The following is a 26,192-nucleotide window of genomic DNA, read 5'->3' on the forward strand; positions in this document are numbered from 1 at the left end:
TGCTCACTGCTCACTGCTCACTGCTCACTGTCTACTGCCTTGGCACTTTCGATTTTCTTTTCCAGATCTTCAATGCCCTTCTCCGCTTTCTCTACTTTTTCTTTCTCTTTTTTGTACTCTTCTTCAGATATCTTACCCTCTTTTTTGTCTTTTTCTATTTTGTCTTTTTTAGCCTTTACTTTTTCTTTGGCCTTCTTCACTTTTTCCTCTTTTTCGGAAATAGTGGTTTTTAGCTTTTGACGTTTGGCTTCTGATTTTGCTTTGGCTTCAGCAGAACGTTGTTGGCCAAACTCCTTACCACTTTTATCTCCTTTGTTTTTACCATAGGCATTGCCTTTACCTTTACCCTTAAGATCTTTGTGGTCAGCGTGTTCATGTCCCTCTTCCTCATGCTTGTGCTCTTTGCCTTTCGCCTCCATTTTCTCCTCTTTTTTGGCTAATCTGGGAGCTTCTCCTTTCTTACCTTTTCCCTGGTTGCCTTTCTCTTTTCGGGCTTTAGCTTCTTCTGACTTCCCTTGAGCGGTCGCACTTCCAGCGACAGTAAATACAAGGAAAAAAACACCGATAATTAGTTGAATGGTCTTCATGTCTGTTTTTGGTTTAGTTTTCTAAATCGTCTAATAGTTTGTCCAGGTTCTCAGCGCTTTCCTCTAGTGCTTGCGTAGCTTCTTCGGTTTTCTGGTCTGTAGTGTCAGCGGTGATGCTTTGGGTTTCTGTAGAGACCGTTGATTCATTACTTTGTTGTGATGTTTCTTGCTTTCCGCCACAACTCCAGAATAGCATAGCACATAAGACTGTTGCCAACCACTTGTTTGTCATGTTCATAATGTGAAGTATAGATTTTAAGTTAAAAAAGGATTTCCTGTCTAAAAGATAGAATTTATGGGAGGAAAAGTATAGGGTTATATTGAGAAATTGGGATTTTTTGTAGGCCCTCGCATCATTCGCAATGTTGTCAACTTAAGGAAAAGGTAGAAACTGCTCTTTGCGTCCTCGCAAAGACCAAAACATAATGAGAGTGTCTACGCTCGCTTATAAAACCAGAGCGAGGACGCTCCTTTCATGTTTAAAGTCCTAGCGAGGACGCTAGGACTAGTACTTAGTGGTACGCTATAGCTGTTTAATTTTCAATGATCAATTTTCAATAATTAATCTACTCTAGAACTAGTTCAGTAGTCTTTTTGGGTGATTCATTTTAATTAAAAATTGATCATTGAAAATTAACCCACTCTACAAGCAGTTCAGTAGGCTTTTTTATTCATAGATAATTAACCGTGATAAACTCTATTCTTCATTCCCCCAAAGGACCTCCCGTAAATGGAGGGTATCCCAACGCAAATACGCAAAGGGCATTAAAAGTATGCTTATCATCGATTGCTCCTAGATCATATAGTCGTTGCGCTTCTTTTTGTACGGCTTGTAGTAAGCGTTGAGTGAACTCTTGCTCATTGAGTTTGGAAGGAGTAATGTCCAGTACTTTATAGACAGCCTTGTTTTCTTTATGTTTCTTTCCTTTGATGTATTGGTAAAAGGTACTCATTTCTTTTTGAGTATATAGTCGTTGACACATACTTCTAAGAGCAGCTGAAGATGTTTCCGGAAACTTATGAGAAGCAAAAAGAATTTCTTCTATTCCTATACGATCGATCATGCTAAAAGGAGGACTCATAAAGCCGGCTTTTTCTGCTGCCAAGTCAATTTTGCTGATGCGCCCACCTTCCATGAGTATTTTAGCGGCTTCGTTCAGGTAAGCCATACTGATAGAAAGGGCGACCTCTCCTTTGGCAGATTCAAAAAGCATTTTGCCCAGTACCTGACCGGTATTCATGGCCATATGTAAGGCATGCTCTGAAGAAGTATAACCTATTTCCAGTATTGCACTGTCATTTTGAGGAAGCCCTAATCGAACACTGCCCAGGTGTGTAAAGCTTTCAAACTGTTGACGGATATAAGCCAAGTCTAAGGATGGATTGCTGTTCAGTACTACTTGGTCTGGATAGGTGAATTTTCCCAACTCTGTTAGCGTGTGGAAAATTTGCTCACTACCAGCATCTGTCCACACTACTTGTGCGTTGTGTATTTTGGCAGGATTGCTGGTATACTCAAAGGCTTGCTGAAGCGCTTCGGGAGTACTAAATCTTGATTTTCCTTTATTATGAAGGTGTTGCCATTGCTTCTCGATACTTTCCTTCCACACTTTTAGTTGTTCTTCTTGTGCAATCACTAATACCCTTGTCCCTTTCTCAGCGAGTCGTAGGGCTACTTTCGGCATAGGAATTTCGAGTTTGTAAAAGGCTAAGTCATCGAGAGATGGTTCCGTATTGGTATAAGGATTTTTCTTGTAATGACTACTGTCCAAGAAAAGCTGTACCAATGCCTTACTTTCTGGAGTCTGGATTAATTCACAAAATAGACGAACCTCATTTTGTACACATTCTTCCAAATGGTTGTGACGAAGGTTGAACTTGACACTTTCCAGGATCTTATAGGGAGCAGGGTAGTTGCGATGGGTTTTTCCATTGACAACTGTTCTGGCCATGCCAAAGATTACACCTCTGCCTAGAAAGGTTTTCTCCATTAACTTTTCAGTAGCACTTCTTAAGTCTAATTGTAGGATTTTGCCATTGGCGTAATCTTTTACAAACTGTATGGCTTCCCGTTCCAATTGCTCCGGGGAAACTATTTTGTCAATCAATCCAATTTTCAGGGCTTTTTTGGCAGAGATAGCTTTGCCTGTCAGCATCATATCCAAGGCTTTTTGCAAGCCAACCTTTTTAGGTAAGCGTATGGTTCCACCCATGCCGGGTAGTAATCCTAGTTTTACTTCCGGTAAACCGATGCCACTCTTAGGAGAATCCGTCATCAGAATTCCTGCACAACCCAATGATAGTTCTGTACCTCCTCCCATGCAACTTCCATGAATAGCCGAAACAATAGGTTTGGTACAACCTTCGATATGCTGTATGACTTCATGTCCTCCTAAGGCCACTTCTTTAATCTCTTCTGCTGAAAGATTGACAAATTGCTTGATATCGGCACCACCCATGAAATCATCTTTCTTACTGATGATTACAGCGCCTTCCAGCGTAGGGTCTTCTTCCAGTTGCTCAATATGTACTTGAAGTTGTTTTCCAAAGTTAGCATCAACGGTATTCATACGGCTATCAGCCTTGTCCAGCCATAGTAGTAGTATATTGTCTTTTATTTCAGGAAAGATCATGTTTGTAGTAATTGGTTTTAATTGATTTTGTATCGAAGAAAGGTTTCAAGGATACCATAACGAACAATATAAATATTCTGCTTAGGCTATAACAACCTTCTTTGCGGAAATGTGAAGAATTGAGGTGTATAGGCAGTGAACAGTGAACAGTGGACAGTGAAAAAATATTAGTAAAAATTTGATGGGTATAGTGTGGGGGGATAATTTTGCTCACTGCTCACTGCTCACTGCTCACTGCTCACTGCTCACTGCTCACTGCTCACTGCTCACTGCTCACTGCTCACTGCTCACTGCTCACTGCTCACTGCTCACTGCTCACTGCTCACTGCTCACTGCTTGATTACATAGCGAAGTAAACCTTCATAACAAAGAGAAAAACGATATTTAACCCACTGTTAAAGAAAAGAAAGAAAAAGAGTAGCCAAAGAATCTTTTTAAATGAAAGTTAAGGGCTTTTTGTATTGTTATAATGAATGTGAATTAAGATTCGTTATTATTTTTTTTAGGATTTTTTAAAGTTAATCCTTGCATTGAGGGAGGTCTTTTATATACTTTTGTATCAAGAAATTATGAATAAAATACAATAAAAAGCGCATATGGAGTCTTATTTGTTAATTGAATATCAATGGCTTCTTTGATTCTGTAAAATGCACTGAAACTTATATTATATTCAGTTTAATTGTATTATTCATAGATTGCGTAAAAGTACAGAATCCGCTTTTTAGCGGGCTATGAAAAATTAATTGTCAACTAAACTAACCACTAACTTTATGACGAAAAGTATATTTTCGACAGTATTGTTGTCTTTGCTGGCAGTACTAGCGTTTGCCCAAGACCGTACGGTCAAAGGGGTAGTTCAGGATGCAGACGGACCACTTCCGGGGGTATCTGTAGTAATTAAAGGAACAACACAAGGAACTGTTACAGGCTTGGACGGTGATTATTCATTGAATGTTCCATCTGAAAATACAGTATTGGAGTATCACTTTATTGGATACAAAACACAAGAAGTAAATGTTGCGGGTCGTTCAACGATCAACGTGATGTTGGAAATGGATGTAGAGGAAATGGAAGAAGTTGAAATCGTAGGATATACGAAAAAAGACGTTTCTTCATCTACACCAAAAGTAGAGAACGTAACAGATGTTGTTGCTCCAAACATGGCGAATGCAATGCAAGGTAAAGCAGCAGGTATTAATATTACCCCTACAACAGGTCAGCCGGGTGCAAAAGCAAACATCCGTATCCGTGGTGTAGGTTCTATCTCAGCAGGAACAGATCCTCTATATGTAATTGATGGAGTGATTGTTTCTTCAGATGATGGTATTGCCGCGAACCAGCAGCAACAAAGAGACCCACTTTCAAGTATCAACCCTCAGGATATCCTGGATATTAAAATCCTTAAGGATGCGGCAGCGACAGCCCTTTATGGTTCTCGTGCAGCAAACGGTGTGATCTTGGTAACTACAAAAAGAGGTCAAGCAGGTAAGCCACAGATTTCCCTTTCGGCTAAAACTGGTATCTCTCAAGTAAATAAAGGAAACTTCAAGTTGATGGACGGGAAACAATTCTCAGAGTTCCACAACGTAGAATGGAATGGTGTAAATACTGATTGGACAGATGAAGCGTTCCGTCAGGGTACAATGCAGAGTTATGACCTGAGCATGTCAGGTGGTAACGATAAAACTAGATACTATGTGTCGGGTGGGTACTTCAATCAGGAAGGTATCTTGATCGGTTCTGAGTTTGAGCGTTATTCAATGAGAATGAACTTGGATCAGAAAGTTAACGACAAGTTGAGCGTATCTTTGAACTCTTCATTGTCATATGTAGATCAGTTGGATGCGTCTAACGGTAACCTTTACTCTTCACCATTGTTGGGAGCGTATCTTCAAGCGCCAATCATCAATCCTTTTGATGAGAATGGTGATCCAAGATCATTCTTGGCAGAAGCGCCGGTAGGAGCGAACTTTATTCACGATACGCCACTAAACGAGCGTAGAACAAAGTCTTTGAATGGTATCTTGGATGGTAAGATCAACTACCAAATCAACGACTGGTTGAGCGCAAGTAACACGACTTCAATGCGTTTTGAGAGTGCAAAGTATAACAACTACAACTCTCCGTTGAGCTACGATGGTAGAGCATCAAACGGTGATATTTACCAAGCAAACTTGTTCAACTCGACATTGACTTCAACGTCTCTATTGAACTTCGACAAGACGTTCGGTATGCACAACCTAAGTGCTTTGGCAGGTTATGAGTACCAGGTGAACAACAGAGAGGTAGCAGACCTTTCAGTATCAAGACTACCAGGTGATTTGACTGCTCCAGGAGTAGGTGCTAACATTGATGGTGTAGGTGGTTTTACAACAGCTTACAAGTACATGTCTTACCTGTCTCAGTTGTCATATAACTATGACGGTAAGTACTACGCTTCCGCTTCATACAGACGTGATGGATCTTCAAGGTTTGCAGCAGATAACCGTTGGGGTAACTTCTACTCAGTAGGTGCGAGCTGGTTCATCTCAAGAGAAGAGTTTATGTCTAACTCAGACTTCGATCTAGCGAAATTGAGAGTATCATACGGTACGACAGGTAACGCAAACATCGACAACTTTGAGGCAAGAGGACTTTATGGAATCTCTCACTATGATAAGTTCCCTGCAGCATTCTATGAGCAAGCAGAAAACAAAGAGCTTTCTTGGGAGACTAGAGAGAAGTTGAACGCAGGTTTTGACCTAGGATATAAAGGAGTAGTAACGTTGAACGCAGACTTCTACGTAGAAAACTCTAAAGATCTATTGATGCAGGCTCCATTGCCATCGACAACTGGTTTGGACTTTATCAGACAAAACGTAGGACAGGTACAAAACAGAGGTATTGAATTGCAACTGTCTACGAAGAACGTACAAACAGGAGACTTCTCTTGGACAACAGACTTCAACATCGCTTATAACGAGAACGAAGTAATCAAGTTGGACGACCAGTCTGAGATCGTATCAGGAGTACATATCTTGAAAGAAGGTAGCTCAATGTATACGTTCTACTTGAGAGAGTTTGCTGGTGCGAACCCTGCAAACGGTAAGTCTTCATGGTACGTGAACAAAGACTTGAGTGCGGCAGAAGCACAAGCAATGGTTGATGCAGGAGATGCATTCTATGCGAAGGATGGTAGATTGGCTACTTCTGAGTTCGGTATGGCTGAGCGTGTAGAGTCTGGATCAGCACTACCAACATTCACTGGTGGTATAACCAACACGTTCAAGTACAAGAACTTTGACCTTTCTGTCTTCATGACATTCGCAACAGGAAACAAGATCTATAACGGTACAAGACGTTTCACAGACCTTCACGATGGTGCAGTATTCTGGCCAGTAGGAGACGGACAGTATTCAGGTTATGCAATGGTAGAGAGTGCACTTACTGCTGACAGATGGAGCGAAAGCAACCCTGACGGATACCTTCCAGCTTACGGAACAGGTGCGACAAGTTTCCACTCTGACCGTATCCTAGAGGACGGAAGTTACCTATCATTGAGAAACGTGACATTGGGATATACATTGCCGAAAACATTGGCAGAGAAGCTACATGTAAGTAATCTAAGAGTATTTGCTTCTGCACAGAACCTATACACTTTGACAAACTACACAGGCTATAGCCCAGTGACTGTAGATACAGATGGATACAACTTCTTTGAGTATCCTGAAGGAAGAATGTTCTCAGCAGGTCTGAATATGAACTTTTAAGAAATAAACTCAAACCCTGGCCCTCGGGCCAGGGAACAATACCAATATTTCCATTGTGGATAAACTTAACTAACCAGCTATAGAAATTATGAAAGGACTAAATAAATATATCGTCGCTTCTTTTCTTGCAGTAGCTTCTTTGTCTTCGTGTAACTTAGACGTAAACCCTACTGACAAAGTAGAAGTAGACAACATGGATGATATCGATGCACAGGTAAGAGGATTGTTCTTGCTATCAAACGGTGTCTCTTATTATGGACGTAACTTCGCTCTTTATGGAGAGATTGGTACGGACAACTATGTGTTCAGAAATGGTTCTCGTTTCCTTCAGGAGCACAGAATGGAGAAGCATGCAGCGATTGGTTACTCTGATTCAGAGCGTAACACGTATGCACAAGCATTCAAGGTAATCGTTAATGCTAACTTCATCATCAACAACCCTGAAGCACAGGGTGACGGTAGAGGACAAGCATTGTTCGTAAGAGCATTGGCTTACTCAGATCTATTGAAGATGTATGGTCCAGTTCCATTGGTGTTGGATAATACAGATGTAAACGATGTAGAGACTCTTTACCCGACAAATGCGACAGAAGAGGCGATCTACACGCAAATCTTCGCCGACCTTGCAGAGGCAGAGACGTTGTTGACAGGTACTTCTAAAGAATTTGCAACAGTAGGTGCTGTACAAGCCCTTAAATCTAGAGTATACCTAGAGAAAGGTGATTTGGATATGGCAATTGCAGAGGCAGATAAAGTGATCAACTCAAGAAGTTACGAATTGACTAAGCCAGGTGACTTGTTCAACTACTTCAACGGAGTAGGTGGTAACGAGACGATCTTGGAGATCAAAGTAACTACTGACCAGAACAGAGGATCAAACAACTTTGGTAGTATCCCAATGTCATCAGTACTAGGTGGATATGCTTCTTATGCAGCTAACCCTGACTTTGTAAAGTCATTTGATAATGAGCTTTGGGGAGATCCATTCACAGATGCCAGAGGTACTGTAGAAGTGGTAACAGGAGCTAACAAGAACGTAGTTTCTTCAATGTTCTTGCTAGAAGGTGAAGAAAAAGATGGCCAAATGGAGGTGAGCTCTACGGCATTTATCTTCCCTAACAAGTTCAGAGGACAAGAAAACGTGATTGGTCTACACTCTCCAAAAGTACTTCGTCTTTCTGAGGTATTGTTGAACAAAGCAGAGGCAATCGCTCGTCAGAACAGTGGTGCGCAAGAGGTTAAAGATATCATCAATGAGATCAGAGCAGCGCGTTACATCAAGCCTACTATCCAGGCAGGTGAAACAGCAGAGGACTTCCAAGTAAGATTGGATGCATACAATGTAGCATTGACTTCTGCGACAGGTACGTTGGAAGAAGTATTGGAAGAGAAACGTAAGGAATTTGCTTTCGAAGGTCACCGTTCATATGACCTAAGAAGAAACGACCTTCCTGTAACAGTTTACAAAGTGGTATCGGAAACGTTGGAGACTCCAGTAGAAGGACCACTAGGTACAGAGAAAAATACTTACTCTGTAGAAGAAGTAGTGACAGTTGAGGCAGGTAGTGAGCAGTTCTGGTTCCCAATTCCAGAGTCTGAGCAGTTGGCTAACCCTAACTTGAAGCAAAACTTCGCAGCTTACGGTGAATAAGATGAGCAACTAAGAGGGAGGGATATCTTCCTCTTAGTTGACAATAATTTGAATAGATAAGCATTGGCATGGATCGAGAGGTTCGTGCCTTTCTTATTTTACAGTACCTTCCCAAAAGAAACCCCTAAAGAAGTTCCTACAAAAAAGTTATAAGAAGAAGCTGTTCCATTTTTTATGAATGGATCATTGTGGTCATAAAGTCCCCTTCCTTCTAATCTCCAGAGAACGTTTGGATAAGGAGAGTAATCCAGGTTCAAGGAGTAGCCCAGTGTTTGGACTTCTGCTGCTCCGATGCTTTGAGGGATAATGACCAAATCTTGATCATCATAATATTCTACCCTCCCAGTTAATCTAAATTGCTTATTCATCTGATAGCTCCCTACAATAATGGGAGCATACCAAAGATCATACTTGGAACTTCCTTTCTGCTCTTGCTGTGCACCCACGTCAAAACCTACGATGAGTGTCATTTTTTCGCTGAACTGAAAGATGCCATATAAGTCATGAAAATAACGCATCCTGCGATCTTCATCTGGAGTATCACTACCAACAAAGGAGCTGCTATTAATGGAAATATTTTTAGAAGGCGAAAAAGTGATTTGATGTCCACCTGCCGGTGTATTATTCCCATCTACTCGACCAATCCGTTGCCAGCCATTAAGAACTAAAGCTGACAAAAACCATTTCTCATTAGGACTGGTATAGGATAACTTGACACCACTTTCATAATAAGGAGAGTTTTCGGCCATTAGGCTGCGGGTCATGGTGAGGCAATCTCCCCCTTCGGCACTTTCAAAACCGATATGGGAATTAAATACACCTGCATCTATCCAGAAGTCATATTTTTGAGATAATCTTACTCCGGCATTCGCTAAATACAAATTTTTCAAAACCCCTTCCTCGGCAGCAAGGTTGGCATTGGCATAAGTACCTGTCATTAGGGCTAGCTCACCTCTTACCTTTGAGCTTTCGTAAGCACCACGCAAGTATCCCAGATTCAAGGTGACCTCATTATGTCGATTGTAAGCGTAGAATAATGGAGAACGGATGTGATTATCAGGCTTTTCGAAGTCATAGATATAATAGGTTTCCAGGTAACCGTTTACGGTAAATTTGCCTTCCTGTCCTTGTGCTATAGAAACGCAAGGTAGGAGTATAAAAGAGAGTGATGATAGAAGTTGTTTGAGTGTCATCGTTATAGGGTATTAAAAGATATATTCAATATAACTATTTGAATAAAAAAGGGAACCCTTTTGGGGCTCCCTTTTTTATTAATGATGACTTCTATATTAATTTATGCGCTCGCAAGTGATGCTTTAGTCGCTTCTTTCTGTACCTTTTGGTCAAAGAAATAAGAAACTCCTAGTAGTACCAAAGCCACAACTGCTCCACCAAACTCTCCATCATTGGTTTGTAGATGGGCAACGGCCGCCAATACAAAGTTGAAGAAGAATCCCGTGTAGGCCATATATTTCAACTCTTTTACCAGCCCACTCAAAATAGCAGCTACTCCTAATACTTTCGCAACTGCCAATGGGTATACGATCCATAGTGGAAAGCCCATTCTCGTGAACTCTGCTGAAATATGCTCATAGTTGAAGATGTACATCCCCGCTGACATCAACATCATGGCACTCAATAATCCTGTTACGGCGTAGAAAATAATTTTATCTCTTTTCATATCAATAGTTTGTTTTAAAGTCAATGTATTTATGTGATGAGTGTAAATGTATATGTTCTGTAATTATTTTACAAGTAAAATATATTATTTTATATAATAGACTTTATCACGGTTGATTTCGCATAAGCAGAAAACTATGAATTTTTAAAATAGGTCAGTGGTACGCTATAGCTTTTATAATTTTCAATGATCAATGATTAATACATGCTAGAACTAGTTCAGTAACCTTTTGGATGATTCATTTTAATTAAAAATTGATCATTGAAAATTAATCCCCTCTAGAATTAGTTCAGTAGCCTTTTTTACGCATAGACAATTAACCGTAAATAAAGATAGCCCTCTATCTAAAGACATATTCCAAACAAGTTCCGAATAGTCAGTAATAACTGGTAATCGAGTCGATTTACTTTTTCTACTCCAAATGTATTCATCCTATAAATCTAAAAAAATCTTAAAATCCCGGTATTTTTTATTGACGGATATAAGGGAACAAGTGTCCTTAGAAGAGAGAGAGAGTTGCCTGATAGAAATATTGAGGTATCTCGATTCAATCATAAACTTATTCCCAACAACTATTACCACCTTATTAAATCATGAAAATGACCAAACAGTATGTAATTCACCTGATCATCGGTATCATATCCTTAGGGGTATTGGCTTCTTGTGAGTACGAAGAATCCGGAGATTACTTGTCTTCAGAAGCTTATTACGATGAGGGGATGTACGTCAATACGACAGGAGATCAATACAATGAGATTCAGGAAAATCCTTTTGTAAGTACGGTAGAGGAGGCGACAACTACTTTTTCCATTGATGCGGATGGTGCTTCATATGCCAACGTTAAGCGCTTTATAGAAGAAGGGCAAATGCCTCCTAAGAATGCGGTTAGAATTGAGGAATTGATTAATTATTTTCCGATGTACTATGCAGATCAGCACCCTGATCATCCCTTGTCTGTAAATGGGGAACTGAGTGATTGTCCTTGGGCTGAAGGACATCAGTTATTACGTATTGGGGTGATGGGGGATCAGATTCCCAGGGATGAGTTGCCCGGTTCTAATATTGTATTGTTGATTGATGTATCTGGTTCAATGACATCTTCTGACAAACTGAAATTATTGGTGGAAGGGTTTCAGTTGATGGTAGATAAACTAAGGGAAGATGACCGTGTAGCGATTGTGATCTATGCAGGATCTGTAGGAGTACATATGGAGTCGACGAGTGCTTCAGAAAAGGATTATATTAAAGGAATGCTGAGTGAACTGACTTCAGGAGGTTCTACGGCAGGAGCGGCAGGAATACGTACCGCTTACGAAATTGCCGAAGAGCATTTTATAGAAGGAGGAAATAATCGTATTATCTTAGGTACAGATGGTGATTTTAATGTAGGGTCGAGCTCTCAGGAAGAGTTAGTACAGATTATAGAAGAGGAGCGAGAAAAAGGAATTTTCCTGACGGTTGTTGGAGTCGGAAGAGGAAACTTAAATGATGGTATGATGGAGCAGGTCGCAAATCACGGGAATGGAACCTATGAGTATATCAACGATTTGACACAAGCGAAGAAAGTGTTTGTAGATGAGTTTCATAAGTTTTATCCTGCGGCTCAGGATGTTAAAGTTCAAGTGACGTTTAATCCGGATAAAATAGCCTCTTACCGCTTGATTGGATATGAGAATAGGGCATTGGAAAATGAGGATTTTGAGAACGATGAAGAAGATGCAGGAGAGCTGAGTGTAGGGCAATCGGTGACGGCATTGTATGAGTTGATTCCTGCAGAGGAGGCAGTGGCAGACGCGACAGAGGCATTAAATATAGATTTCCGTTATAAATTACCTACAGCGGATAGTAGCATTCCTTTAACCTTAAAGGTCTTTGATAAAGGAAAAACATTTGCTCAGGCATCGGAGTCGATGCGATTTGCTGGGAGTGTTGCCGCTTTCGGGTTACTGTTAAGAGATTCAGAGTATAAAGGGACGGCAAATATAGCGCAAGTACTTCAATGGGCAGAGGAAGCGAAAGGGGAAGATCCTTTTGACTATAGGGCTGGCTTTATTGATTTGCTGCGGGGAGTGCAGGATATACAGTAGGAAAAAAAGGCTGATTGTTTACAATCAGCCTTTTTTATTGACCATGCTCATTAAAACTTATTAAGAACTGCTATACATTTGAACTGTTAATAACAATTAAACCATTTAAAGCTATGGGCAAGATTACAAACTATGCGAACAAACTTGCCTCTGCCGGAACTTCAAAAAAAAATGGAAGAGCGGCATTGGATGCTATCACTACCACTGAGGTTATTACTCCTGAACGTAGACAGTCGCTGGAAGCGATTTTCAAGTTAGGGGTAAGTATCTTACTACCATTGATAATTTTTTTCTTACCAACAGAATGGATTCCGCTATCAGGAATTGATGTGGTACAGCAAAGGGTTATGGCGATTTTCGTTATGGCGACTTTGTTCTGGATCTTGGAACCAGTACCAATTTATGCGACTTCCGTACTGATTATTTTGGCATTGCTCCTTACTGTTTCCGATAAATCATTGGCTTTTTTAGAGGCAACAGAGGGGGAATTACTATCCTATAAAGCAATTCTAGGAACGTTTGCTTCCCCAATTATTATCCTGTTTTTGGGAGGGTTCTTTCTGGCAATTGCAGGGACAAAATATGGATTGGATAAAAATATGGCGAGAGTGCTGTTAAAGCCTTTTGGAACCAAGCCGATCTATGTGATGCTGGGACTGATGTTGATTACAGCAACGTTCTCCATGTTCATGAGTAATACGGCAACAACCGTAATGATGTTGACGATATTATCTCCAGTACTAGCCTCTCTACCGGAGAAAGATAAGGGAAAAGCTGGTTTTGTATTGGCTATTCCGATTGCCGCCAACGTAGGGGGAATTGGTACCCCAATTGGAACACCTCCAAACGCCATTGCAATGAAGTACTTGGTAGGGGAGTATGCGGTAAGTTTTGGAACATGGATGTTTTATGCGATTCCGTTTGTCGTGATTCTATTGACGATCTCATGGTTCCTTTTGCAAAAGCTATACCCATGCAAAGCGAAGGAATTGAGAGTGGATATCAAAGGAACATTTGATAAAAGTACAAAGGCCATCATTGTGTATGCGACCTTTGCAACAACGATACTATTGTGGCTCTTTGGCGACTTTGTAGGACTAAATTCTTATGTAACTGCAGTAATTCCAATTGCAGTATTCAGTTTAACAAGTGTCGTAACCAAAGAGGATTTTAATAAAATTAGTTGGGATGTACTATGGTTGGTAACCGGTGGTATTGCGATGGGCTTGGCACTTGAAAAAACAGGCTTGGCAAGGACAGTTGTAGAAAACATACCATTTGGAACTTTCTCTCCATACATCATCATTGCGGCGGCAGCCGTACTAGCGGTGACCATGGCCAACTTCATGTCGAATACGGCAACGGCCAACCTATTGATGCCAATGATTGTAGCTTTAGCAGTTTCTTTGGATAGCTTGATTCCTTTAGGAGGAGTAACGGCCATCGTTCTTTGCGCTACTTTCGGAGCTTCTATGGGAATGTCACTCCCGATCAGTACACCGCCGAATGCCTTGGCCCATGCCACAGGAATTATTCAAACCCGGGATTTCTTAAGAACAGGGTTTATTATAGGAACAACAGGACTACTCATGACCTTTGTCATGGTGTACTCACTGAACGTACTTGGATGGTTGTAGCCTATCTGTTTACTATTTGGCTTCATAATAGGTCACGGATTTTGTCTGTGGCCTATTTTTTTGTGCTTTTTTTGGATAAATTTCGATTTAATCGGGATTCAAAAAACTAAACACTATGGAACAGACACTTTGGGCGTTTATATTATTTGCTTGTATTACTTCCTTTACACCAGGGCCTAACAACTATTTATTATTGTATTACGGAAAAACGTTTGGTGTTCGCAGTGGGGTGAAAATACTGGCGGGAATACTTCTGGGTTTTTGGACGCTATTGCTTCTGGCGGGGTATGGAATGGCAGAGTTGATTGCGGCTAATGAGACATTGGGATGGATCATCAAGGTAATCGGGTCTATCTGGTTATTATATTTAGCTTGGATGATGAGTGGAATGTCTGTGAAGCAAGAAGCTACCCCTGTCAAAAGACTTACTTTTTATCAGGTATACATGATGCAGTTTCTTAATCCAAAGGGATGGTTGATGGCCGTTACTGCAGCAGGTACCTTAATGCCCGATTGGGGAAATACCCATACCAATGTACTCTTCTTCTCTTCCTTCTTTATTTTGTTGGGAGTATTCAGTGGCTCACTATGGTTGTCTATGGGAGAATTGATTGCTAAGAAAATGCGCTCAGAGCGTGTACATAAGTGGATGGGATACGTTCTTTCGGGACTTATGGTGCTCAGTGTAGGGATGTTATGGAGCTAAAGTGAAAAAGGAGATTTTTGTCAGTTAATGATCTTTAATGGGTTTGTATGCTTTGTTATTATTTTTATTGATGCTACCTTTGATGTAAGAAATTGACCGGAAATACTATGTTTTATAATTATTAGAAATTGAAAATCGGTCAGAATGTTATCATAAAAAACCCACAGCTATGAAATTGAATAAAATTCTCGTTTCAGTATTTATCGCATCATCTATGATGGTGTATAGCTGTTCCAGCGATAGTAATCAATCAGCAAGAGATAAAGTTGAACAAGGTGCTCAAGATGTAGAAGATGAAGCTGGAGAAATTGCCGATGAGACCAGAGGCGCAGCGGAAGAAGCAGAAGAAGGAGTTGAAGGTGCTTGGGAAGATACCAAGGACGCTGCTGAAGAAACTTGGGATCAAACCAAGCAAACAGCAGAAGAAGGTGGAGAGTGGATGGAGGAAAAAGCAAGCGATGCCGAACAGGCTGTAGAAGATGAAAGGGATCAGCTTATGGGAGAAGAAGAAGCGACTCCAGAAGATCAGCCAGAGGATATGGAAATGGATCAGTCTGAACAAGGAGAAAGAGGAGCCTCTGAGTATTTTGAAGATGGTGAGCTTAACAAGCAGGCACTGCATTCTTCATTGGCAGATATAGCGAAAGAATGTGGCGCATCTATTTCAGCGGATCAGATTACTGAAGAAACTGCCATTAGCATGATTACAAATGGTGAAGAAGGACAGGAGATGTTGAAGAATATGCTAACGGAAGATATTGGATGCGATGCAGAAAAGGTAGAGCAAAGTTGGGCAGACTGGAAAACGGTCGGAGACTTAACCAACTTTATCTCTGAACATAAAGAGTAGTATGAGTATCACTGTGAGGTTAGAGGTAACCTCACTATATTATGAGTGAGTAATTAATACAATGAAAAGGCCTGCAATTGCAGGCCTTTTCTATTATATCGGTATAACAAATGCCTTATTTCAAAGCAGCAATACCAGGAAGCTCTTTTCCTTCCATTAATTCTAGCATGGCTCCACCACCAGTAGAGATATAAGAAACGCGATCGCCGAAACCAAGGTTGTTGACAGCGGCAGCTGAATCACCTCCACCAATTAGTGAGAAAGCACCATTTTTCTCTGTTGCTTCCGCTACAGCTTCTGCAATACTGATGGTACCATTAGCAAAGTTTTCAAATTCAAATACACCCATTGGTCCATTCCAAAGGATAGTCTTAGAATCAAGAATCACTTCTTGGAACTTCTTCTCTGAATCAGGACCAATATCCAAGCCCATCATATCTTCAGGAATCTCCATATTGCTTCCGATAATGATCTCTCCATCATTAGAGAACTCTTTTGTGATACGACAGTCTGTAGGAAGAATCAGTTGTACATTCTGTTCTTTAGCCTTCTTGATAAGTTCTAGTGCTAGGTCCAGTTTATCTTCTTCGCAAAGAGAAGTACCAATTTGTCCTCCTTGTGCTTTACAGAACGTGTAAGCCATACCACCACCGATGATCACGTTATCACAAACGTTTAGCATTTTTTCGATGATCAAGATCTTGTCAGAAACCTTAGCTCCTCCCATGATTGCTGTAACAGGCTTTTCTCCTGATTCCAATACTTTTTGAGCAGCTTCTAGCTCTCTGCCCATAGTGAAACCAGCAACCTTGTCTGCTACAAACTGTCCGATAACTGCAGTAGAAGCGTGTGCTCTGTGCGCTGTACCGAATGCATCCATTACCCAAACATCACCTCTTGAAGCCAGCTTCTTAGCGAAGTCCTCATCTCCTTTCTTTTCCTCTTTGTAGAAACGAAGATTGTCCAATAGCATCACCTGTCCTGCTTTAAGGTCAGCAGCCATTGCGTCAGCGGCCGTACCAATGCAGTCGCCACCAAATAGTACTTCTACACCTAGTTTTTCTGAAAGAGGCTCAACAATATGTTTTAAAGAAAACTTGTCTTCGAATCCATCTTTCGGACGTCCCATATGAGACATCAAAATAGCAGCGCCACCATCTTCCAAAATCTTTTTGACAGTAGGGATCACCGCATTGATTCTAGTGTAGTCTCTTACAGAAAAGTCATCGTTTAAAGGTACATTCAAGTCAACACGTACTACGGCTTTTTTACCGCTAAAATTATAGTCTGCTACAGTTTTCATTTTTAATTAAATGGTTTAACATGGCAAAGCCATTATTTGGATATAATTTCTCGTTTTGTAAGCTTTTCTTATGAAAGAAAAGCCCTAAACAGGTAATATACTAAACTAATCATCTTTTTTGAACGAAAGGCAATTTATAGGGAGGATTCCCCTTAAAAAATGACTTTTATTAATAATTTATGAAACCCTTGTTTAACTTACAGACATGAGATCGATTATCTTTTTTCTATTATTCCTAACGGGGCCTTTGCTGTATGCACAGGATATGAACAGGGTACGTGAACACATTGCCGTATTATGTGATGAAGACTTCAGTGGTCGGGGATATATTTTTAATGGCGCAGAACATGCGGCTGATTGGCTCGCCGTGAAATTTGAGGAAGCAGGGCTAAAACCATTGTCTCCAGAAAGCGATCAACCATTTTTTCAGTCGTTTCGATTGAGAGTAAATACGTTTCCAGCTACTCCATTTTTAAAAATAGGCCATAAGAAGCTACGCTTAGGTAGGGATTATATTCTTTCTCCCACTTCTGGCAGTGGAAAGGTAAAAGGAGAGGTGATTTTTATCCCCGATAGTTTATTGGAAGATACGGTAGCCTTGGGGCAGTATTGTATTGCCACTCCTTTTGAAGGGAAGGTGATCACCTTTGATGGACGTTATGATCCAGAGCGTTATCGTTGGCCTTCTGCAGGGGTGAAAAGGTTACAAGAAGCAGCAGCTATTATTTTATTGGAAGATAAGCTCACCTTTGGGGTTGGACGTTTTCAGTGGGGAATTCCCAGGGCAATTGTCAAAAGATCTATTTGGGAAAAGCATAAAGGAGACGATCGAAAGATTACATTGAAGGTGAATGCCGAGATGAAGGATACCGAAGGGTACAATGTGATCGGAAAGATAGAAGGAACAAGTAGTTCTGACAGTGTGATTGTTTTTTCAGCACATTATGATCATTTGGGAGGTATCGGTAAGAACGTCTACTTCCCTGGAGGAAACGATAATGCTTCCGGTGTTGCCATGTTGTTAGAGATGGCGCATTGGTATCGTCAGCACCCGCCCGAAATGAGTGTGTTATTGATTGCTTTTGGAGGAGAAGAGGCAGGTTTGGTAGGGTCCAGATATTTTGTGGATCACCCCTTGTACCCATTGAACAAAATGCGCTTTCTGATTAACATGGATTTATTTGGCAGTGGAGAGGAAGGTATGATGGCAGTCAATGGGAGTGTGTTTACTAAAGAGTATGCCTTGCTGCAGCAATTAAATGAAGAAAAGCAGTACCTGTCAGAGATCAAAAAAAGAGGAAAAGCAGCGAACTCGGACCATTATTTCTTCTCCGAGGCCGGAGTGCCCGCATTTTTCTTTTATCTTATGGGAAGTTCATGGCAGCATTACCATGATATATATGATGATCACCGTTTGCCTCTCAGTGAGTTTGAGGACGCTTTTCAATTAATCATCCGTTTTTCGGATACTTTAATGCAACCACAAAAATAATAAACAGATATGACGAATTATGCTATCCTTTGGGCTGATGATGAGATTGACCTACTGAAACCCCATATTATGTTCCTTCAAAATAAGGGGTATGAGGTAACCCCTGTACTGAGTGGAGTAGATGCGTTGGAGAAATGTCAGGAGGAAAATTATGATATTATATTTTTAGATGAGAATATGCCAGGAATGACAGGACTGGAAGCCTTAGAGAAAATTAAGGTAATCCGTCCTAATGTTCCTGTAGTGATGATTACCAAGAGTGAGGAGGAGTATATCATGGAAGAAGCGATTGGTTCCAAGATCGCTGATTACCTGATCAAGCCAATTAACCCTAAACAGGTCTTATTATCGGTTAAAAAACTATTAGATAAGAAAAGGCTAGTCTCTGAACATACCAACCATAGCTATCAGCGGGATTTTAGAAATATCAGTATGGCTTTTGGGGATGATCTGGATCATAACGATTGGGCAGAGGTATATCAAAAGCTCGTCTATTGGGAACTAGAGATCAATCAAACAGAGAATAAAAGTATGATTGATGTGTTGGAGATGCAGAAGGTGGAAGCAAATAATAACTTTGCGAAGTTTATTGCTTCCAATTACAAATACTGGCTTTCTGGAGAAGACGAAGGACCTTTATTATCCCATCAGCTTGTGGAGCAAAAGGTATTGCCTCATCTCAATGAAGGAGAGCCTTTATTTATGGTGGTGGTAGATAATTTACGTTTTGATCAATGGAAAATTCTGGAGTCCGCACTGACAGATTACTATGTCAAGCAAGAGGAATGCCCTTATTATTCTATTCTACCAACAACTACAGCATATGCTAGAAATGCCATTTTCTCAGGGTTATTGCCTGCTGAGATGAAACAGTGTCATCCTAATCTATGGGTAGATGAGGACGTAGAGGAAGGGAAAAACAATCATGAACATGACTTTTTCAAAGAGCAACTGAAGCGACAAGGGTTAAACCTTAAGACGTCTTATCACAAAGTGATTCACGTAAATCAAGGAAAGCAGGTGTTGGAGCAATTGCCGAACCTGTTTCATAATGACCTGAATGTATTGGTGTATAACTTTGTAGATATGCTGTCCCATGCTCGTACCGATACTGATATGGTGAGAGAACTGGCTCCGGATGAGGCAGCCTATCGATCTTTAACCAAGTCTTGGTTTATGCACTCTCATCTACTGGAGACACTTAAGATTATTGCTCAAAAAGGATATAAGGTGATCATTACAACGGATCATGGTACCGTAAGAGTCAAACGTCCACACAAAATAATCGGAGATCGAAATACGAATACCAACCTTCGTTACAAGCAAGGAAAAAACCTTAGCTATGACCGAAAAAATGTATTACAGGTATTAAAGCCAGAAGAGTATCACTTACCTAAAGTAAATGTCTCTACAAGTTATGCTTTTGCCACAGAGGATTACTTCTTTGCTTATCCTAATAATTATAACCACTATGTGAAGTATTATAAGGATACTTTCCAGCATGGAGGGATCTCCCTGGAGGAGGTGATTGTGCCGTTTGCTGTCCTGAAAGGGAAAGGGTGATATTTTAGTTTGGAGTTTGGAGTCTGGAATTATTATTTTCGACTCCAGACTCCAGACTCCAGACTCCAGACTCCAGACTCCAGACTCCAGACTCCAGACTCCAGACTCCAGACTCCAGACTCATATACTAAGTATGTTAACCATCTTAATCAGCTCCTTATTCAGGGGCTTTTTCTTATGGATAGCATCATCAAAAGGAGTGTGCACAATCTCATCATTAATCACGCCAATCATCTCACTTTTCCGACCTTGAAGCAGTGCTTCTACAGCAGCCATGCCCATTCTGCTTGCTAGGATGCGGTCCAGAGCAGTAGGCGCCCCCCCTCTTTGTATATGTCCCAGGTTGGTTACGCGAATGTCCATATGTGGTAGGGCTTCCTTGGCTTTTCCTGCGATGACATTGGCATTGCCCAGTTCTTCTCCTTCAGCAACAACAACAATAGCGGAGCTTTTCTTATTTTCGCGTCCATAGCGCAAGGTTTCGATCACTCCTTCGAAGCTGTCTGGGTTTTCAGGAACCATTACCAACTCGGCTCCACCACCGATACCACTTTGTATAGCGATATAACCAGCGTCTCTACCCATTACTTCCACAAAGAATACCCTATCGTGAGAGTCTGCTGTATCCCGTATTTTATCAATGGCATCCAAAGCAGTATTTACCGCTGTATCAAAGCCTATGGTATAGTCTGTCCCATAAAGGTCATTATCGATTGTTCCTGGACAGCCAATGGTTGGGATGTCAAATTCCTTAAGAAAAATATCAGCACCTGTAAACGTACCATTTCCTCCAATGGCAACCATGCCTTCTATCCCAGCATCTATGACTTTATCATAAGCAATTTGTCTCCATTCTTTACTTCTAAACTCATCGCAACGGGCAGATTTAAGCATCGTGCCGCCCCTTTGGATAATATTGCTGACAGACTGGGAGTTTAAAGGTGTGAAACTCCCTTCAATCATTCCTTTGTATCCTCTGACAATCCCCACGACCTCTATACCGTGGTAAAGTGCTGTTCGCACTACTGCCCGTATACAGGCATTCATTCCTGGAGCATCTCCTCCTGAGGTAAATACAGCTATTTTTTTCACTTTTATATAACTAGGTTAGTGGTTAATTGTTGAGACGGCTTGCGCCGTAGGTTGAGTAGAGCTGATGCTCTGTTGAGTAGCCCTTTGGGCTGTTGAGATGTTACAGCACTGCTTTTTATCAACAGCCCGAAGGGCTACTCAACAGAGCGACAGCTCTACTCAGCAAGCGGCGTAAGCCGCCTCAACTAAAACTCTTTGGCGATATCGGCAATTTGCCCATAAGAGGTTTGTATTCCTTTAATCAAGGATGAACTAAATCCTTGATGCTCCATTTCATTCAAGCCCGCAATAGTACACCCTTTAGGGGTGGTTACCCGATCAATTTCATACTCAGGGTGATTACCTGTTTCTAATAAGAGACTAGCGGCCCCTTTGACCGTCTGCATGGCAATCTTTTGGGATACCTCAGAGCTAAAGCCAATCTCAATTCCTCCTTGCGTGGCTGCTCGGATAAATCGCATGGCATAGGCAATACCACAAGCGCCTAATACCGTGGAGGCTGACATCAATTGCTCATCGATCATTACAGCATCACCCAATTGCTTAAATAACTCCACCATCATTTGCTCTTGTCCCGTTTTGGCATTGTTGCTGGCGATACAAGTCATGGATTCCCGGATGGCAATAGCTGTATTAGGCATCACTCTAAAGGCAGGAATGTCATGCCCAATGATAGAACGCATATCTGCCAAGGTTACTCCCGTGACTACAGAGGCGATAATATGTTGCTCTGCCGATAGTACTGGAAGGATCTCTTCCATAATATCTTTGATTTGATAAGGCTTGACAGCAAGAATAATTAAGTCTCCTCTGCTGGCAGCTTTAAGGTTATCATGTGTGACCAAAACGCCTTTTTCCGACATTTTGGAAAGCTTGTCTACGTTTCTGCGGGTGATCGTAATATTACTAGGAGCTATATAGTGGCTGCTGATCAACCCTTCGGCAATAGCTACTCCTAGATTGCCGCCCCCTATAATAGAAATATGCGTTGGTTTCATTTTTGTTAAAGTTTTGAGTAATGCTTGTTAGTCCTAATAATATTTTAAAATATTATATCAAGTGGAATATTGATCATGTTTATGTCGATATAAACATAATGAAATTACTTCTAATAATAATAGTAAAGGACATTCTTCCATGGAAAATCGTGAAGCGGATCACTGAAAATGGGAGTAGGGGAAATAAAGGTATACAGGGGATGTAAAAAGTGGTAACAGTTTATTCACGAATCCTTAATTGAATGAAGAGGACCTGTTAATTGGATACCCCTTACTTTTATGCCGGGTATTTAAATATTAGAAGGATTTATATATGAAATTCAAGATTTCATTGAAGTTGACGTTGCTATGTTTACTTCTCGTAATTTTTAGTAGTGCATTACTTTTTTTCTTTAATAACCGGGAAACGCAAGAAACGCTAAAGGCACACATTATTGGAGAACTAACAGATGCTTCGGATCAAGGGATTGAGAACATTGACCGTTTTCTTTATGAGCGATTGACAGATATCAGGTTGGTGGCAAACGATCCTGTGTTAAGAACAGTAACTTCCTCCATTCAGATAGACGAACGACTGAGAGAAATGAACCAGTTGAATAGTGACCTTTATTATTCCTATTCTTATTTTGACTTGAAGAGACGAAGGCTCGCTGATTCAAAAGGATTGTCGATTGGTAAGCAGCATTCTTTATCAAAATACTGGTTGCCTTTGAGTAAAGGGAAAGAGCTGGTGATGGATATTTCAAAGTCTGAATCCGTGGGACAGCCTGTGATTCACTTTGCATCTGTTGTAAAGGATAAGGCTGGTAAGAAAAAAGGATATGTAGTAGCTCGTGTGGTGATCAGTAAGCTGTATGAAGTATTTGCAGTGCATAGTGGAAATGAACTGTGGAACTCTACAGAGCTACATATGGATTTGCTTAACAATGAGGGGGTATTACTTTATTCCAATTATAACCGTCAGGGAGTCCTGAAAGAAAAGTATGAGGATGTTCGCTTGCTACACTTGATGAAAGAAGAGGGGTTAAGCAATTTGGAATACCGTGGGAAGTTGGTGCTTTTATCCAAAGAAAAAGGGTATCAATCGTTTAAAGGAAATGATTGGACCTTGTTGATGTCCTTGCCCTTAGAGGAAGTTTACAAGCCGCTTAACAAGGTGAAGCAACGAATGATATTGGTCTTACTGCCGATTCTCTTAATCTCTATTTTATTGGCGATATTAATGTCTCGTTATTTCTCAAAACCTATTATCGATTTGAGTAATGCTGCTGACTTGATTGGACATGGGCATTTTGAAACCGAAATTCAAGTTAAAAAGCGTAGTGATGAGCTATATGTATTAGGGGATAACCTAAAACGAATGGCTGATAACCTGAAAAAGAGAGATGAGCAGCACCGCTCCCATCGGGAAGAAGTACAGCGAATGAATCATGAGTTACAGGAGAAATTGGATCAGATTCATGATCATCGGGAAGAAATCGCTTCCCAGAATGCGGCGTTGGAGTATGCTTTTGATGAACTGGATAAGCGAAGCAGACAGCAAACGGCGAGTATCAACTATGCCAAGAAAATTCAGAACTCTATGTTGCCAGAGAAAAAAGACTTGGCAAAGGTATTTCCAGGTTCTTATATTTATTATAAGCCTAGAAATATAGTGAGCGGAGATTTTTATTGGTTTGAAAAAGTAGAGAGAGAAGGAGAGGAGTATTTCGTAGTAGCGGCCGCTGATTGTACCGGACACGGTGTACCAGGAGCAATTATGGCAATGTTAGGCAGTAACCTACTGACGAATATTGTATGCTATGGACGTATTTTAGATCCTGCAGAGATCTTGAGACGATTGAATAGAGACGTTCGTGCAGAGCTACATCAGGATAGGGATGAGAGTCAGGATGGGATGGAGATTGCTGTAGCAACATTTCATTTGACTTCCGGAGAACTACGTTTTGCAGGAGCAGGCAGACCGTTGTATTTATTTAGAAATGGAGTGTTACAAGAGTTTAAAGGGCATCGGGCACATATAGGTGGTAGTGCGATCTATCAGAAAAAACGTCCATTGGATGACTTGGAGTCTGTTTCTATTTCCATCGAAAAAGGGGATGTATTATATATGTTCTCTGACGGTTTCAAAGATCAGATTGGAGGACCTAAACAGCGAGTATTTACCTCTAAAAGAATGAGGGGAGTACTAAAGGAGTTACATCAGCGATCAGCAGTAGAACAACTGGAAGGTCTGGATCAAGTGTATTATGGCTGGAAAGGGGAGTTAGTGCAGACGGATGATATTCTTCTAATGGGCATTATGATTTAGTTTCAAAGGAAGAGGTAGGCGGTAGTACGTTCTGATTGATGTGAGACTGTTTTTTTGGCAAAGAGTTTACATTATTTGGTGAAAAAGTTTCACTATTACTTTAGCTGTAATAGGGGAGTATCCTAATTTTACATCAAATTTTATGAGTTTTATTTTACAGCGACGCATTATTCGTATTGCTATTGTAGCATTTCTTTCAATGACATTATACAGCTGTACACGTGTTTATCATGTCAGAACGGTTAGAGTGCCAGTTTACAGATCGTCTAAGCATAAGCATTCAGTACCTCCCGGGCATATGAAAAAGAGGACTGGAGCAAAATCGGTCAGGTCTTATGCTCCGGGACAAAGGAAAAAACATTAATCGTCTAAGAGCTTGTTTGGAATCCAGATTTTGAGAATAAAACTTCTATAAATTGACTGATAAAGTTCTGATTTGAGCCTAATAGTGGTTCTATTTGGGGATAATCAGGACTTTATCAGTCAAAATTAGAGGAATTTTATTCCAAAAGATGTGGTTCCAAACAAGCTCTAATATAAAATCGCCCCATATCGCTTCTCATTTCATGGTAAGAAGCGATATGGGGCGATGATCATTTTGGAGTGTAATCACCTACTTATTTTCCAAACTTAAAGATAAATGTCGTAGAGACCTCTACACCTCCCACTTCCATTCTATAGGCAGAGTTTCTCAAAGTGTTCGTATTGTCTCCGCTTAGGTGTGTAAGCTCAGCAGTGGTAACTGTCGTACCATAACCAGCATTGAGTAGAATGCGGAATCTACTAAAATCAAACTTATACCCACCTCTTAGGTATAAAGCGGAAGAACTTCCAATCTCATAAGAGCCGCTATCTTCATTAATAGTGACATCATACTGGTCAATTCCTGAGGAATACGAATACGTCGCCCCTAAATATGGAGAATGTTTTGGCTTGAAATAATAACGAGCTCCGGCTCCTACTCGTCCACCAGAAAGTGTTAAGCCCGTACCTATATGAGCATCCCATTTTTGATTAAAAGAATAGTTGTACAGGAAGCCCAAACCGTAAGGAGCACCCCACCCTCCAGAGAAGCCTAAGCCATGCCTTCTAGAAGAAGAGGGCGTTTCCTGCGCATGGGCATTTAGACCAAAAGTAATCATCAATAGGGTGGTGAAGATGGTAATAGTAATTTTGTTTCTCATCGATTATAGTTTTAATAATAATAATCCTCTCCGTAAATCAGGGAGGTAATAGTTAGACAAACAGGAAACGGTATGTAACGAAAATTTGGTATGAAACTACCATAAAAAGTATATGCCCCTGAGGACAAAGGAAACACTGCTATTACTATATGTAAAATGCCTTTCACTTAATTCATTAGTCAAAGGTGATTTTAATAATTTTGTAATCAACTGATAATAAGCTTGTTGAATTGAGTGTGGATTTTTTTCTTAGAAAGATCTAAGAGAGTCCTTGCATAATCCAAAAAATACCTACACTTTTGCATCCCCTTCAAACGGAAGGCCACAACAATTCAGGTAATGGGAGACGCTCTTTGGAGCAATTTGTTATCCACAAAATCATTTGATTTTGCTCCTGAAAAGTTTTTGAAGATTTGTTTTGGAAGTTAGTTGAAAGTTTTCTTACCTTTGCATCCGCTTTCGGAAGGAAAGTAAGAAAAAGAAGTTTTGGGAAGGTATTGAAATTGCGCTTCTCGCTATCGAGAGTGTAGGTTTTCAAGAAATCTCGCTAAAAAAAAACTTCAAAATTAATTTGGATTGTAATTGAAAGTTTTCTTACCTTTGCGTCCGCTTCTGAAACGAAGAAGTTAAAAAATATAAGTTAAGGTTCTGGTTTTGAATCTCACTAT

18 protein-coding genes are annotated in these 26,192 nt (G+C 40.6%); 9 read left to right on the top strand and 9 right to left on the bottom strand.

Going from position 1 to position 26,192, the window contains the following annotated elements; genetic code table 11:
* Positions 1-17: 17 nt before the first annotated feature.
* From ABD985_RS03335 to ABD985_RS03345, 3 genes are all read right to left on the bottom strand, one after another.
* A complete protein-coding gene (locus ABD985_RS03335; protein WP_345369182.1) occupies positions 18-587 on the bottom strand; it encodes a hypothetical protein in 570 nt (189 codons plus the stop codon).
* A gap of 13 nt (positions 588-600) precedes the next feature.
* On the bottom strand, positions 601-819 hold the full coding sequence (locus ABD985_RS03340; RefSeq protein WP_345369184.1) for a hypothetical protein: 219 nt from the start codon (positions 817-819) through the stop codon (positions 601-603).
* A gap of 472 nt (positions 820-1,291) precedes the next feature.
* On the bottom strand, positions 1,292-3,220 hold the full coding sequence (locus ABD985_RS03345) for an enoyl-CoA hydratase-related protein (protein ID WP_345369185.1): 1,929 nt from the start codon (positions 3,218-3,220) through the stop codon (positions 1,292-1,294).
* Between the two features lie 770 nt (positions 3,221-3,990).
* Between ABD985_RS03345 and ABD985_RS03350 the strand changes: the two genes are divergently transcribed.
* Together ABD985_RS03350 and ABD985_RS03355 are read left to right on the top strand one after the other, a co-directional pair.
* Entirely contained in the window at positions 3,991-6,969 is a 2,979-nt protein-coding gene (locus ABD985_RS03350) for a SusC/RagA family TonB-linked outer membrane protein (protein WP_345369186.1), read from the top strand.
* Between the two features lie 88 nt (positions 6,970-7,057).
* Positions 7,058-8,620, top strand: coding sequence for a RagB/SusD family nutrient uptake outer membrane protein (locus tag ABD985_RS03355; protein WP_345369188.1), 1,563 nt, complete (start codon positions 7,058-7,060; stop codon positions 8,618-8,620).
* A gap of 98 nt (positions 8,621-8,718) precedes the next feature.
* Here ABD985_RS03355 and ABD985_RS03360 read toward each other — a convergent pair whose 3' ends face one another.
* Both ABD985_RS03360 and ABD985_RS03365 read right to left on the bottom strand, forming a co-directional pair.
* Positions 8,719-9,813 carry a porin gene (locus ABD985_RS03360; protein ID WP_345369189.1) on the bottom strand — a complete coding sequence of 365 codons (1,095 nt, stop codon included), beginning with the start codon at positions 9,811-9,813 and terminating at the stop codon, positions 8,719-8,721.
* Between the two features lie 101 nt (positions 9,814-9,914).
* A complete protein-coding gene (locus tag ABD985_RS03365; protein ID WP_345369190.1) occupies positions 9,915-10,301 on the bottom strand; it encodes a DoxX family protein in 387 nt (128 codons plus the stop codon).
* Positions 10,302-10,894: 593 nt separating this feature from the next.
* Here ABD985_RS03365 and ABD985_RS03370 point away from each other — a divergent pair.
* The 4 genes from ABD985_RS03370 (at position 10,895) to ABD985_RS03385 (ending at position 15,581) form a co-directional block, all read left to right on the top strand.
* Positions 10,895-12,388 carry a vWA domain-containing protein gene (locus tag ABD985_RS03370; RefSeq protein ID WP_345369191.1) on the top strand — a complete coding sequence of 498 codons (1,494 nt, stop codon included), beginning with the start codon at positions 10,895-10,897 and terminating at the stop codon, positions 12,386-12,388.
* A 113-nt stretch (positions 12,389-12,501) separates the two neighbouring features.
* The gene (locus ABD985_RS03375; protein WP_345369193.1) at positions 12,502-14,025 is read left to right on the top strand and encodes an SLC13 family permease; all 1,524 of its coding nucleotides are present in this window, start codon (positions 12,502-12,504) and stop codon (positions 14,023-14,025) included.
* Positions 14,026-14,140: 115 nt separating this feature from the next.
* The gene (locus ABD985_RS03380) at positions 14,141-14,731 is read left to right on the top strand and encodes a LysE family translocator (protein ID WP_345369195.1); all 591 of its coding nucleotides are present in this window, start codon (positions 14,141-14,143) and stop codon (positions 14,729-14,731) included.
* 169 nt (positions 14,732-14,900) lie between these two features.
* The gene (locus tag ABD985_RS03385; RefSeq protein ID WP_345369196.1) at positions 14,901-15,581 is read left to right on the top strand and encodes a hypothetical protein; all 681 of its coding nucleotides are present in this window, start codon (positions 14,901-14,903) and stop codon (positions 15,579-15,581) included.
* Between the two features lie 115 nt (positions 15,582-15,696).
* On the opposite strand, the gene ABD985_RS03390 is transcribed toward ABD985_RS03385, so the two are convergent.
* The gene (locus ABD985_RS03390; RefSeq protein WP_345369198.1) at positions 15,697-16,884 is read right to left on the bottom strand and encodes a phosphoglycerate kinase; all 1,188 of its coding nucleotides are present in this window, start codon (positions 16,882-16,884) and stop codon (positions 15,697-15,699) included.
* A gap of 205 nt (positions 16,885-17,089) precedes the next feature.
* Between ABD985_RS03390 and ABD985_RS03395 the strand changes: the two genes are divergently transcribed.
* Both ABD985_RS03395 and porX read left to right on the top strand, forming a co-directional pair.
* The gene (locus ABD985_RS03395) at positions 17,090-18,376 is read left to right on the top strand and encodes a M28 family metallopeptidase (protein ID WP_345369200.1); all 1,287 of its coding nucleotides are present in this window, start codon (positions 17,090-17,092) and stop codon (positions 18,374-18,376) included.
* A gap of 9 nt (positions 18,377-18,385) precedes the next feature.
* Positions 18,386-19,939 carry a T9SS response regulator signal transducer PorX gene (gene porX, locus ABD985_RS03400; protein WP_345369202.1) on the top strand — a complete coding sequence of 518 codons (1,554 nt, stop codon included), beginning with the start codon at positions 18,386-18,388 and terminating at the stop codon, positions 19,937-19,939.
* A gap of 120 nt (positions 19,940-20,059) precedes the next feature.
* Here the strand turns inward: porX and pfkA are convergent, their stop codons facing one another.
* On the bottom strand, positions 20,060-21,031 hold the full coding sequence (pfkA, locus tag ABD985_RS03405; protein ID WP_345369204.1) for a 6-phosphofructokinase: 972 nt from the start codon (positions 21,029-21,031) through the stop codon (positions 20,060-20,062).
* Between the two features lie 185 nt (positions 21,032-21,216).
* Positions 21,217-22,029 carry a pyrroline-5-carboxylate reductase gene (gene proC, locus ABD985_RS03410; RefSeq protein WP_345369206.1) on the bottom strand — a complete coding sequence of 271 codons (813 nt, stop codon included), beginning with the start codon at positions 22,027-22,029 and terminating at the stop codon, positions 21,217-21,219.
* A 313-nt stretch (positions 22,030-22,342) separates the two neighbouring features.
* On the opposite strand from proC, the gene ABD985_RS03415 reads away from it, so the two are divergent.
* The gene (locus tag ABD985_RS03415) at positions 22,343-24,340 is read left to right on the top strand and encodes a SpoIIE family protein phosphatase (RefSeq protein ID WP_345369208.1); all 1,998 of its coding nucleotides are present in this window, start codon (positions 22,343-22,345) and stop codon (positions 24,338-24,340) included.
* 617 nt (positions 24,341-24,957) lie between these two features.
* On the opposite strand, the gene ABD985_RS03420 is transcribed toward ABD985_RS03415, so the two are convergent.
* Entirely contained in the window at positions 24,958-25,524 is a 567-nt protein-coding gene (locus ABD985_RS03420; RefSeq protein WP_345369209.1) for a hypothetical protein, read from the bottom strand.
* Positions 25,525-26,192: the final 668 nt, after the last annotated feature.

The sequence above is a fragment of the Algivirga pacifica genome, from assembly GCF_039543525.1.
Taxonomy (GTDB): Bacteria; Bacteroidota; Bacteroidia; order Cytophagales; family Flammeovirgaceae; genus Algivirga; species Algivirga pacifica.